Source organism: Mycobacterium sp. GA-2829, from assembly GCF_001499965.1.
Lineage (GTDB): Bacteria > Actinomycetota > Actinomycetes > Mycobacteriales > Mycobacteriaceae > Mycobacterium.
Genome location: NZ_LQIT01000066.1, coordinates 1 through 11,280 on the forward strand (window position 1 = coordinate 1; position 11,280 = coordinate 11,280).

Sequence of the window (11,280 nt, forward strand, 5' to 3'; positions counted from 1 at the left end):
GCCGACCGTGGTGGCCGCGGGCGGGGGAGCCGGGTCGCCCGCGGCCACCACGGTCGGCTGACCGGGAACCGGGGGCGGGGCGTCGGGCTGCGCGGCGGCGGGGCCGGCCAGCCAGAGCGCGCCGAGGCCCAGGGCCGCGCCGGCCAACCCCAGTTTGGCCGCGTGCGTGGTGCGGGGCGAACGTCCGGTCATGAGTGTGCAGGCTAGCGTGTCCTGGCCGTCGACGTCGCCTGTGCGGTCAGATCGCCGGGCTCGCCTGGTAGTAGCCGATGCGCCAACCGTCGCCGGTCCGGACGGCCAGGACCCCCACATTCAGCCGCACCGGTGGCCGCTCCCGGTAGGAGAACACCGCCGCGACGTACCCGAGCACCGCGTCCGCGCCGATCCGGCGGGTCTCCTGAAGCGCGTAGTCCACGCTCATTCCCGCCGGTTGGCTGTCGTAGTACGCGGCCACCCCGTCGCGGTCCACGCTGTACGGACGCAGCCCCTGGAACACCGCGTCCATGGTGAACACCGCGGCCACCCGCTGCGGATCGTGGGCGTCGATGCCGGCCTTCCACTCGTCGAGGACACCGCGCAGTACGGCGGCGGTGTCCTCAGTGCCCGGCACTCTGACCACCGTCCACGTGCAGGATCTCGCCGGTCACGAACGCCGCGTCCTCCAGATAGAGGACCGCCTGCACGACGTCGCCGATCGTGCCGAGGCGGCCCATCGGGTGCAGTGCGGCCAGGAAGCCGTGGGTGGACGGATCGTGCATCGGGGTGTCGATGATGCCCAGTGCCACGGTGTTCACCCGGATGCCGCGGCCGGCGTACTCGACCGCAAGCGCCTTGGTCGCCGCGTTGAGCCCGCCCTTGGTCAACGACGCCAGCGCCGACGGCACCGTGGAGTTGGCGTGGTCGACCAGGCTGGTCGAGATGGTGACGAGGTGGCCGCCGTCGCCCATCGCGGCGAGCCCGGCGCGTGACACCTCGAAGAAGCCGCGCAGGTTCACCCCGGTGACCGCGTCGAAGTCGGCGTCGGTGTAGTCGGTGAACGGTTTGGCGACGAAGATGCCCGCGTTGTTCACGACGGTGTCGACGCGGCCGAACCGCGCGAGCGCGGTCTCGATCACCCGCGTGCCCTCACCGCGTTGTGCGAGGTCCGCCGCGAACGTGACGACCATCGGGTCGTCGCTCTCGCCGATGGTGCGGGAGGTGGCGACGACGGCGTACCCCGCCTTGCGGTAACCCGCCACCAGGCCCGCGCCGATGCCATGGGATGCGCCGGTGATGACGGCGACTCGTTGTGTGTTCATGACTGCCCTTTCACTGGAGGTCCGGTCCGATCCGGTTGTCGTGCTCAACACGCCGCGGACCGCGGGGGATGTCCGTGCGGCGGGACCGATTCGCTCTCTGCTGGGAGGCTGTGCCTACTACGCTGCAGCCGTGGAGCTGCGGCAGCTGCGGTACTTCGTGGCGGTGGCCGAGGAACTGAACTTCGGGCGCGCCGCCGAGCGGCTGCGCATCGCTGGTCCGTCGCTGTCTCAACAGATCAAGGCACTCGAACGGGATTTGAAGGTCGTGCTGTTCGATCGGGATCGCCGGTCGGTGGCGCTCACCGCGGCCGGAATCGCACTGCTGCCCGATGCCCGTGCGCTGATCGCCCAGGCCGACGAATTGCGCAGGCGCGCAGCCGGTTTGGCGGTATCCGATCCGGTGCGCATCGGGTACGTGAACTGGTGCCCCACCGACTGGGCCGAGCGGGCGGCCGGGGTGGCGCCGCTGCGGGTGGACACGTGGGTGATGCCGTCGCACGCGCAGGCCGCCCGTGTCGCCGACGGCAGCCTCGACCTCGCGATCTGCTGGGTGCAGAACACCGACCTGGAGGCGCTGTCGCTCGAGGCTCGGTTGCTCGGGGTGGACCGGTTGTACGCCCTCGCCGCCGGTTCCGACGAGAGCCCGGTGTCTGCCCGCGACACCGTGGTGCTGGTCGACACCGACGCCGCCAGCTGGTCGTCGTGGAACCGCTACGGCGAGCAGTTCGCCGCTGCCACCGGGGCGCGTGTCATGCGCACCGACGACGGCGGTGTCACGGGTCCGACCTTCTTCGAGCACGTCCGCCGGCTGGGCCGTCCTGTGCTCAACAACCCCAAGGGGCAGGATGCGCAGCTGCCGCGCGGGCTGGTGCGGCGACCGGTTGTGAACCCGTCACCGTTGTGGACGTGGTCGTTGGTCTGGCGTCGGGGTGAGACCGACCCGGCGGTGCACGCGATCGTTGGCGAATTCACCCGTGACGTCGGCGATCTCGGCCTCACCGCCGCGTCGGCGTGGCTGCCCGACGACGATCCGCATCACCCCCGCGACGAGGGCCGCGGCTGACACCACCACGGCGCCGACGAGTAGCGCATCGCGGAACCCGTTGTGCAGCAACGGTGTTACTGCGACCGGGCCGACGAGCTGGCCGATCGAGTACCCCGCCGTCAGCAGCGCGACCGCCCTTGGATAGCGCAGCAGCCGGCCGGCCGCCAACGTGAGGGTGCTGACGCCGATGAACGTGCCGCCGAACAGCACAGCGCCGGCGAGCGCCGCCGTCACCCCGCCGACCAGCCCCGCCAGTGCGATACCGACGGCCTGCACCCCGAGCGCGCACGCCAGCAGGGCGTGATGGGACCAGCGGCTGCTCAGCGCCGCCCACAGCGCGGCCGACGGCACCGTCGCCAGCCCCACCACCAGCCACGCCCCGCCGCCGAGCCAGTGCGGCGCCCCCTCGGCGACGGCCGCGACCAGGAACGTGCCCGCGATGATGTAGCCGATGCCCTCGAGGGTGTAGCTGCCCAGCAGCAGCGCGAACGCCCCGTGGGGCGGCCGGACGGTCTCCGGCGCGGACGCGGGCGGGTGTGGTGCGGCGCGCATGGACCACGCGCCGACGGTGAACACCGCCGCGGCGCCCGCGGCGGCCCACCACGCCGTCCGCCAGTCCGGGGTGCCCAGCACCAGCACCGCCGACAGCGCGATCCCCGCGCCGACCCCGCCGAAGCCCCACCCCGCCAGCCGGGCCGGGTGGCCACGCAGGTGTTCGAGCAGCGTGTTGACCGCGATGACGAAGACCAGCGCGCTCGTGAGACCCGCCACGCCGCGCAGCACCGTCCACGCCGCCGCGTCCGTCGTCACCGGCATCGCCGCGAGGCTGGCGATCAGCACGAGCAGCGACACCCGGCAGATCACCGTCGAGCGGGCGAGCCGCGGCGAGAGGATGCCCGCCACCGCGCCTGCGAGATAGCCCGCGTAATTGGCGGTCGCGAGCGCCGCCGCGGTGTGCGCCGACACCCCGGTCATCAGCGGCAGGATCGGGGTGTAGACGAAGCGGCCCACCCCCATGGCGGCGGCCAGTGCGGCGGCGGTGCGGGCGATGTGTCGGTGCATCGAACCATCGTGTGGGCCAACAGGTCCCGCCGGCCACGACCGGAAGGCTCGCAGCTGGGAGGCACTGCCTCGGACGGCCCGCCCGCAGATCGTCGGCGTGCGACGCGCCGCCGCGGATTCGCGAACCGCGTATGCGACCCCGGTAGCCGGTCTAGCATTCGCCGGGTGGACACCACGCACAACGAATCCAGCGAGTACCTCGCCAAACGGACGCTGAAGCAGGGCACTGCGGGCTGGCTGCTCCTCGCCGGCCTCGGCGTCGGGTACGTCATCTCCGGCGACTACTCGGGCTGGAACTTCGGGCTCGGCCAGGGCGGCTTCGGCGGCCTCCTCATCGCGGGCGTGATCATCGCCGGCATGTACCTGGCGATGGTGCTGGGCATGGCGGAGATGTCCTCGGCGCTGCCCGCCGCGGGCGGCGGGTACACCTTCGCCCGCCGCGCGCTCGGGCCGTGGGGCGGATTCGCCACGGGCACAGCCATTCTCATCGAGTACGCGATCGCCCCGGCCGCGATCGCCACCTTCATCGGTGCCTACGTCGAATCGCTGGGCCTGTTCGGTATCACCGACGGCTGGTGGGTGTACCTGGCGGTGTACCTGCTGTTCATCGGGATTCACCTCAGCGGCGTCGGCGAAGCGCTCAAGGTCATGTTCGTCATCACCGCGATCGCGCTGGTCGGCCTGATCATCTTCGCGATCGCGGCGATCGGGAAGTTCGACGTCGCGAACCTCACCGACATCGCGCCGACCGACGCCGCGGGCGCCTCGTCGTTCCTGCCGTTCGGCTACCTGGGGATCTGGGCGGCCGTGCCGTTCGCGATCTGGTTCTTCCTCGCGATCGAAGGTGTCCCGCTGGCCGCCGAAGAGGCCAAGGATCCGTCGCGCAACGTCCCGCGCGGCATCCTCGCGGCGATGGGTGTGCTGCTGCTGACGGGCGCCACCGTGCTGTTCCTCGCGGCCGGCTCCGGCGGTGCGGAGCTCATCAGCGAGTCGGGCAACCCGTTGGTGGAGGCGCTCGGTGACTCGACGATGGCCAAGGTGGTCAACTACATCGGCCTGGCCGGGCTGATCGCGAGCTTCTTCTCGATCATCTACGCCTACTCGCGTCAGCTGTTCGCACTGTCCCGCGCGGGGTATCTGCCCAAGCGCCTGTCGGTGGTCAACTCACGCAAGGCGCCGACGCTGGCGCTGGTGGTGCCCGGCATCATCGGCTTCATCCTCTCGCTGACCGGGCAGGGCGCGATGCTGCTCAACATGGCGGTGTTCGGCGCCGCGCTGTCCTATGTGCTGATGATGGTCAGCCACATCGCGCTGCGGGTGCGTGAACCCGACATGCCGCGGCCGTACCGCACGCCAGGAGGCATCGTCACCACCGGTTTCGCACTCGTCATCGCGGCACTCGCGGTGGTCGCGACCTTCCTCGTGGACAGCACCGCGGCCGGCTGGTGCCTGGTGGTGTTCGCCGCGTTCATGGCCTACTTCGGGTTCTACAGCCGCCACCACCTGGTGGCGAACTCGCCGGACGAGGAGTTCGCCGCACTGGCGGACGCGGAGAAGGACATCACCTAGGGCTCGCTCAGATGGCGGGCCCCAGCAGGTCGTCGGCGTCCTTGATGACGTAGCCGTAGCCCTGTTCGGCCAGGAACCGCTGCCGGTGTGCGGCGTATTCGGCGTCGAGGCTGTCGCGCGAGACCACCGAGTAGAACACCGCACCGCCGCCGTCGTGCTTGGGCCGCAGCAGCCGGCCCAGCCGCTGCGCCTCTTCCTGGCGTGAGCCGAACGTCCCGGAGACCTGAACGGCGACAGAGGCTTCCGGCAGGTCGATGGAGAAGTTGGCGACCTTGGACACCACGAGGGTGGAGATCTCACCGCGGCGGAACTGGTCGAACAGCGCCTCGCGTTCGGCGGTCTTCGTCGAGCCCTGGATCACCGGGGCGTTGAGCTCCTGACCCAGTTCCTCGAGCTGATCGAGGTACGCGCCGATCACCAGCGTCTGCTCACCCTTGTGCTTCTCGAGGATCGAGCGCACCACCGCGATCTTGGTGTGCACGGTCGAGCACAGCTTGTAGCGCTCCTCGGGTTCGGCGACCGCGTAGAGCATGCGCTCGTTGTCGGTCATCGTCACCCGGACCTCGATGCACTCGGCGGGTGCGATCCAGCCTTGCGCCTCGATGTCCTTCCACGGCGCGTCGTACCGCTTGGGCCCGATGAGGCTGAACACGTCGCCCTCGCGGCCGTCCTCGCGGATCAGCGTGGCGGTCAGTCCGAGGCGGCGCCGGGACTGCAGATCCGCCGTCATCCGGAACACCGGTGCGGGCAGCAGGTGCACCTCGTCGTAGATGATCAGCCCCCAGTCGCGGCTGTCGAACAGCTCCAGATGCTTGTACTCACCCTTGGTGCGGCGGGTGATCACCTGATAGGTGGCGATCGTGACGGGGCGGACCTCTTTCTTCTCCCCGGAGTACTCGCCGATCTCGTCCTCGGTCAGCGACGTGCGCGCGATCAGTTCGCGCTTCCACTGCCGCCCGGCGACGGTGTTGGTGACCAGGATCAGCGTGGTGGCGCCCGCCTTGGCCATCGCCGCCGCACCCACCAGCGTCTTACCCGCACCGCACGGCAGCACCACCACCCCGGAGCCGCCCGACCAGAACGAGTCGGCCGCCATCTCCTGGTAGTCGCGCAGCTGCCAGCCGTCCTGCAGCAGATCGATCGGATGGCGTTCGCCGTCGACATATCCGGCCAGATCCTCGGCCGGCCAGCCGATCTTGAGCAGCATCTGCTTGACGCGCCCGCGCTCGCTGGGGTGGACGATCACGGTGTCGTCGTCGATGCGCGCACCCAGCATCGGGGCGATCTTCTTGTTCCGCAGCACCTCTTCGAGCACCGCGCGGTCGAGGCTGACCAGCACCAGGCCGTGGACCGGGCTCTTCACCAGCTGCAGCCGCCCGTAGCGGGCCATGGTGTCGACGATGTCGACCAGCAGCGGCTGGGGCACCGCGTAGCGGGAGAACGACACCAGCGCGTCGACGACCTGTTCGGCGTCGTGCCCCGCCGCGCGGGCGTTCCACAACGCCAGCGGGGTGATGCGGTAGGTGTGGATGTGTTCGGGTGCGCGTTCCAACTCAGCGAACGGGGCGATCGCCGCGCGGGCGGCTTGGGCCTGCTCGTGGTCGACCTCCAGCAGCACCGTCTTGTCGGACTGCACGATCAAAGGGCCGTCGGTCATGCTTGTTCTCCCCTGGAGCTCATCGCTCCATTATTCGTTCTCGGCCGACACCACCGACGTCACGCGATGGATGGCGAACTCGCGGACCCGCCCGGATGCCGGATCGTAGGCGGTCAGCTGGCCGCCGCGGACGTTGACCGGCGCCACCACGCGCTGCGTGGCCACCCCGGCCGGGTCGACGTAACCGATCACCACCGACGTCTGCGCCAGCGCCGCTTCCTGCAACTGGGTAATCGCAACGCCGGGATCGAGCCGCATGTTCCCGCTGGGCGCCGATGCGACCCGACGCAACACCGCGACGATGGCCCCGAGCGTCTGACCGGTGGGCGTCGACGCGGGCCGGTAGATCCGCCGCCGGCCGGGGGCGGGCACCCGCGCACCCCGCGTGCTGATGTCGACGATCGCCCCGGAGGCGTCCTCGGCGGCGGGGGCCAGACCCGCGTCGCGCAGCGCGGCGAGCACGTCGGCGATCGGCGCCTGGGACACCGCCACCGTCGGCGCCAGCAGCCGCAGCTCCACCGCCGCGGTGGCCGGTGCGGCGACCGCCTGCGCCAGCAGCGCCGGGTCCTCGCACCGCACGAACGACGACGCCATCCCGACCCGCAGCTGCCCGTGCCGCCGCGCCACGTCGTCGATGAGATACGTGAGTCCCTGCGGCACAGGGGTTTTCGAGTGACGTCCGAAGAACGAGTGCAGTTCGCTCGCGGTCCTGCCGGTGTCGAGCGCGCGACGGATCGACGCCTCGCTGACCCGGTACACCATCGCCGCGCCCGCCGACTCCACCGCCGCGACGGCCGCCAACTGCTCGGCCAGATCGCGTTCGAGCGGACCGGGGACCACGACGGTCAGGTCGGCCTGCACCAGGAAGTGGTGGATCGGGGCGGGCAGCACCTTGGCCATGGCCGCCACCACGTCCTCGGGTTCGTCGCCGGCCAGCAGCTTGCGCGCCGGCGTCGCGATCGCGCCGCGTCCCACCAGGCCAAGCGCGTGGGCCTCGGTCAGCAGATCCGCGACGGGGTCGGGCTGCAACCGCACCGCCCAGCGCGGCCTGCGCCAGATCATCGCCCGCGACGCCGACGCGGCGTCCACACCCGCACCGGCCGGCAGATCGGCCAATACCGCCAGCAATAGCCGCCGATCCAGCGGCGCGGCCGTCGAGTACAGCGAATCCGACAGCGACGCATACGGTTTGCCGTCCGGTCCGCGGCTGCCGGTCAAACCGGGCCTGGCGGGCAGGTCCAGCCACGTCGAGGCGAGCAGATGCCACCGCACCGCGGTCGGTGACTCGATGAACCGGTCGGCGGCCACCGTCGGCGCCCAGAACGTATTGGCCCCGTCGCCGGGGTCGGGGTCCGGGATCCCGGCCGCGATCAGGCCCGCGCCCAGCGCCGTCTCCAGAATCAGCCCGAGCCTGCGCTCCTCGATGCCGGTCGTCTTCCCGAGGCGTTTGAGGTCGCGTACGCCGAGCCCGCCGCTGCGCAGTTCCGGCACCGGGGCGGCCGAGAGCGCCTCGAGCACCACGTCGACTTCGCGGAGCAGGTCGATCGCCGCACCGGCGGCCACCGCGTCGACGTCGGCGGTCTTCGTCGTGGAGGTGACGGGATCGGGCGGGGTCAGCTCCACCGGTCCGGGGGCGTCACCACGCAGCACCTGACCGACCAGCCGGGGCAGGATCACGGTGTCGTCGTCGACCTGGCGCAGCAGGCCCGCCGCCAGCAGGCGTTGCACCGGCCGGTCGGCGGGTGTGCCGGGGGCGGCGTCGCGGGTGCGGCCGACGGGGGAGCCCTCGAGCAGCCGGTCCAGCAGATCGCGCTGGGCGGCGTCGAGTCCGGTCAGCATCCGCGCGATGTCGTCGGGGCTGTGTTCAGTGGCCTCGGCGACCGCTTGGCCGGGATACCAGGGCAGGCCCGACGCCGCATCGGGGGCGACGCGGAGTTCGTCGTCGCCCCACACCAGTGCCCGCGTGCGCAGATCGTCGATCGCGGTGGTGAGCGCGTCCTCGTCGGCGCGGCCGCCGATCAGCTCGGACAGTTTCGTCGTCGGTACGGCGGTGGTGTCGGCGTGCAGCACGAGCAGGCCGTCCAGCACGGCCAGCCGCAGGTAGTCCAGCCCGTCGGTGGCCGCCTTCACCGACTGCCGCGACGTCGCCCGCGCGGCCAACGCGGCGATCGTGCCGGGTGGCGGCTGGGTGAGATCAGGGCGCAACTCCAGCAAGCGGATCAGCCGCTCGTCGGGGAGGTTGGCCAACCAGGTGCCCAGAGGGACGCCCGGAGTGTGTGCTGTCATTGCTGACCAGCGTAAAGCAGCCGCCCGAGGTCGCCACGCGGCGAGGCGTTTGCCACAATGTGGGCGTGGCTGACAAGAAATCGAAGAAGCAGTACGTCGATCCGGGGTGGCCGACTCACCTGGACGATGGGGAGCACGCCGTGAGCGAGCTCGCCACCGACCGCGTCGGCTCGCTGTCGCCCTTCGGTGACATCACCTTCCCGCTGCCAGCCGACGAGCTGCCGTACCTGCACCCCGTCACCGTCGTCAACAAGTAAGTGACCGGCGGCTCGCAGCACGGGCTCACCCACCTCGACGAGTCCGGTGCGGCGCACATGGTCGACGTCAGCGCCAAGGACGTGACCAAACGCGTCGCCGTCGCCGCGGGCACCGTACGCACCCGCGCGGACGTCGTCGCGATGATCGCCTCCGGTGGACTGCCGAAGGGCGATGCGCTGGCCACCGCGCGGGTGGCCGGGATCATGGCGGCCAAGCGCACCAGCGACCTCATCCCGCTGTGCCATCAACTCGCGCTCACCGGCGTCGACGTCGACTTCGAGATCGGGGACGACGCCGTGCGCGTCACCGCGCGCGTGCGCACCACCGACCGCACCGGCGTGGAGATGGAGGCGCTGACGGCGGTCAGCGTGGCCGCGCTGACCGTCTACGACATGATCAAGGCCGTCGACCCCGCCGCCCGCATCGACGACATCGCCGTACTGCGCAAAGAGGGCGGTAAGACGGGCACCTGGACGCCGTCGTGACGAGCACAGGCCGCGTCGTGATCGCCTCCACCCGCGCCGCGGCGGCCGTCTACGAGGACCGCACCGGCCCGCTGATCGTCGACTGGCTGACCGCGCGCGGGGTGCAGACCCCTGGTCCGGTCGTCGTGCCCGACGGCGATCCGGTGGAGGCGGCCCTGCGCGCCGCCGTCGCCGACGGGGCCGACGTCGTGATCACCTCCGGCGGCACCGGGATCTCACCGACCGACGCCACCCCGCAGGCGACCGCGGCCGTCCTCGACTACGAACTGCCCGGCCTGGCCGAGGCGATCCGGCGGTCCGGGCTGCCCAAGGTGCCCACCGCCGTCCTGTCCCGGGGTATCTGTGGCGTCGCAGGCCGCACGCTCGTGGTGAACCTGCCGGGCTCGCCCGGTGGCGTCAAGGACGGCCTGTCGGTGCTCGCCGACGTGCTCGACCACGCCCTGGATCAACTCGCCGGAAAGGACCATCCGCGATGACCGCCGTCGTGCTGCGCGCCGCCGTAACGGAGACCCCGATCCACCTGGCTGAGCACGAGGACCTCGTCGCGCACGAATCCGCGGGCGCCGTCGTGAGTTTCGCCGGTGTGGTCCGCGACCACGACGGTGGCCGCGGCGTCACCCGGCTCGAGTACTCCGCCCATCCCAGCGCCGAGCAGGTGCTCGCGGAGGTGGCCGCCGAGATCGCCGCGACCGCCGACGGGGTGCGCGCGATCGCCGTCAGCCACCGCGTGGGACCCCTGGAAATAGGCGACGCCGCCCTGGTGGCCGCTGTGGCAGCGGACCATCGCAGGGCGGCGTTCGACACCTGTTCCGCGCTCGTCGACGCCGTCAAGGATCGGATCCCGGTGTGGAAGCACCAGTTCTTCGGCGACGGCTCCGACGAGTGGGTGAACTCGGCCTAGCCTCAGGCCGGCGGCAGCACCGGCGCCGGGGCGGGCGCGGGAGCCGGGGCCGGAGCGGGTGCCGGGCCGACGGGCAGGTTCGGCGGCGGCCCACCCGGGGTGTCCGGGGTGGTGAGCGGCCGCTGGGTCAGCGCCAGCAGCGCATCGGCACCCGAGATCTCCTGGGTCTGGATCGCGTGCCAGATCTCCTTGAGATACGAGACGTTCGGGCTCTGACCCGGCACCTGATTGCGGTCGACGGTCGTTCCCGGCGGCAGGTTCTCGGGGCTCGCCAGGTGCGGTACCTCGGCGGGCACCGGCGGCAGGCCTGCGGGCACCGCCGGGACCTGACCGCTGACGGCCTGGTTGGCCGCATCGAACACCGGCTGCGGAATGTCGACGCCGCTGAGCGGATCCGGCGCCGGAGCGGCGACGGGAGCGGGAGCCGGGGCAGGCGCCGGCGCGGGAGCCGGGGGAGCGGGCTGCAGCGGCGCGGGGACGCCGAGCGACCACGTCTGCGGCTGCGGCTGATCCGGTGCGGGCGCGGCGGCGGTGTCCCAGTTCGCGGCGGCCGCGGCCACGGCGCTGTCGACCGGAGCCGGCGGCGGGGGCGGCACCTCGACGGGCGCGGGCGCCGGAGCGGCCCAGGCCATCGGGTCGGCAGGAGCCGGTGCGGGCGGCAGCGGGGCGTCCAGCGGCGCGGGTGGAGGCGATCACGACGCGGCCTGTGCTCGTCACGA

10 protein-coding genes and 3 pseudogenes are annotated in these 11,280 nt (G+C 71.7%); 6 read left to right on the forward strand and 7 right to left on the reverse strand.

Annotation, left to right across the window (positions count from 1 at the left end):
• From AU194_RS27545 to AU194_RS27555, 3 genes and pseudogenes are all read right to left on the reverse strand, one after another.
• A pseudogene (locus tag AU194_RS27545) lies at window positions 1-192 on the reverse strand (hypothetical protein); the annotation flags it as partial.
• A gap of 46 nt (window positions 193-238) precedes the next feature.
• Window positions 239-610 (reverse strand): SgcJ/EcaC family oxidoreductase, encoded by a 372-nt coding sequence (locus AU194_RS27550; RefSeq protein WP_059092451.1) that lies wholly within the window; start codon window positions 608-610, stop codon window positions 239-241.
• Window positions 597-1,298, reverse strand: coding sequence for an SDR family NAD(P)-dependent oxidoreductase (locus AU194_RS27555; RefSeq protein WP_059092452.1), 702 nt, complete (start codon window positions 1,296-1,298; stop codon window positions 597-599). Before AU194_RS27555 ends, AU194_RS27550 begins: the two co-directional genes overlap by 14 nt.
• On the opposite strand from AU194_RS27555, the pseudogene AU194_RS33105 reads away from it, so the two are divergent.
• Window positions 1,297-1,599, forward strand: a pseudogene (locus AU194_RS33105) (LysR family transcriptional regulator); the annotation flags it as partial. The gene AU194_RS27555 and the pseudogene AU194_RS33105 overlap by 2 nt on opposite strands.
• Before the next feature lie 591 nt (window positions 1,600-2,190).
• On the opposite strand, the gene AU194_RS27560 reads toward AU194_RS33105, so the two are convergent.
• Complete coding sequence (locus tag AU194_RS27560; protein ID WP_059092453.1) at window positions 2,191-3,405, reverse strand: YbfB/YjiJ family MFS transporter; 1,215 nt, start codon at window positions 3,403-3,405, stop codon at window positions 2,191-2,193.
• A 165-nt stretch (window positions 3,406-3,570) separates the two neighbouring features.
• Between AU194_RS27560 and eat the strand changes: the two genes are divergently transcribed.
• Entirely contained in the window at window positions 3,571-4,974 is a 1,404-nt protein-coding gene (gene eat / locus AU194_RS27565; RefSeq protein WP_369804248.1) for an ethanolamine permease, read from the forward strand.
• A 7-nt stretch (window positions 4,975-4,981) separates the two neighbouring features.
• On the opposite strand, the gene AU194_RS27570 is transcribed toward eat, so the two are convergent.
• Window positions 4,982-6,631, reverse strand: coding sequence for a DNA repair helicase XPB (locus AU194_RS27570; protein WP_059092454.1), 1,650 nt, complete (start codon window positions 6,629-6,631; stop codon window positions 4,982-4,984).
• Between the two features lie 30 nt (window positions 6,632-6,661).
• A complete protein-coding gene (locus AU194_RS27575; RefSeq protein WP_059092455.1) occupies window positions 6,662-8,917 on the reverse strand; it encodes a helicase-associated domain-containing protein in 2,256 nt (751 codons plus the stop codon).
• 65 nt (window positions 8,918-8,982) lie between these two features.
• Between AU194_RS27575 and AU194_RS27580 the strand changes: the two genes are divergently transcribed.
• The 4 genes from AU194_RS27580 to AU194_RS27595 are packed head-to-tail and all read left to right on the forward strand — an operon-like array spanning window position 8,983 to window position 10,561.
• On the forward strand, window positions 8,983-9,174 hold the full coding sequence (locus tag AU194_RS27580) for a hypothetical protein (RefSeq protein WP_197417764.1): 192 nt from the start codon (window positions 8,983-8,985) through the stop codon (window positions 9,172-9,174).
• Window positions 9,175-9,660: a cyclic pyranopterin monophosphate synthase MoaC gene (gene moaC, locus AU194_RS27585; RefSeq protein ID WP_157576565.1), complete on the forward strand. Its 486-nt coding sequence runs from the start codon at window positions 9,175-9,177 to the stop codon at window positions 9,658-9,660.
• Window positions 9,657-10,136: a molybdenum cofactor biosynthesis protein B gene (locus AU194_RS27590; protein WP_059092457.1), complete on the forward strand. Its 480-nt coding sequence runs from the start codon at window positions 9,657-9,659 to the stop codon at window positions 10,134-10,136. The genes moaC and AU194_RS27590 overlap by 4 nt, the downstream gene beginning before the upstream one ends.
• Window positions 10,133-10,561 carry a molybdenum cofactor biosynthesis protein MoaE gene (locus AU194_RS27595; RefSeq protein WP_059092458.1) on the forward strand — a complete coding sequence of 143 codons (429 nt, stop codon included), beginning with the start codon at window positions 10,133-10,135 and terminating at the stop codon, window positions 10,559-10,561. Before AU194_RS27590 ends, AU194_RS27595 begins: the two co-directional genes overlap by 4 nt.
• Window positions 10,562-10,563: 2 nt before the next feature.
• Here AU194_RS27595 and AU194_RS27600 read toward each other — a convergent pair.
• Window positions 10,564-11,250: pseudogene (locus AU194_RS27600) on the reverse strand (transglycosylase); the annotation flags it as partial.
• Between the last annotated feature and the right edge of the window lie 30 nt (window positions 11,251-11,280).

What these genes read in the sequence shown, in the direction of transcription:
- AU194_RS27555 (WP_059092452.1), bottom strand. Translation starts at nt 1,298, where the DNA reads ATGAACACACAACGAGTCGCCGTCATCACCGGCGCATCCCATGGCATC.
- AU194_RS27560 (WP_059092453.1), bottom strand. Translation starts at nt 3,405, where the DNA reads ATGCACCGACACATCGCCCGCACCGCCGCCGCACTGGCCGCCGCCATG.
- AU194_RS27570 (WP_059092454.1), bottom strand. Translation starts at nt 6,631, where the DNA reads ATGACCGACGGCCCTTTGATCGTGCAGTCCGACAAGACGGTGCTGCTG.
- AU194_RS27575 (WP_059092455.1), bottom strand. Translation starts at nt 8,917, where the DNA reads ATGACAGCACACACTCCGGGCGTCCCTCTGGGCACCTGGTTGGCCAAC.
- AU194_RS27595 (WP_059092458.1), top strand. Translation starts at nt 10,133, where the DNA reads ATGACCGCCGTCGTGCTGCGCGCCGCCGTAACGGAGACCCCGATCCAC.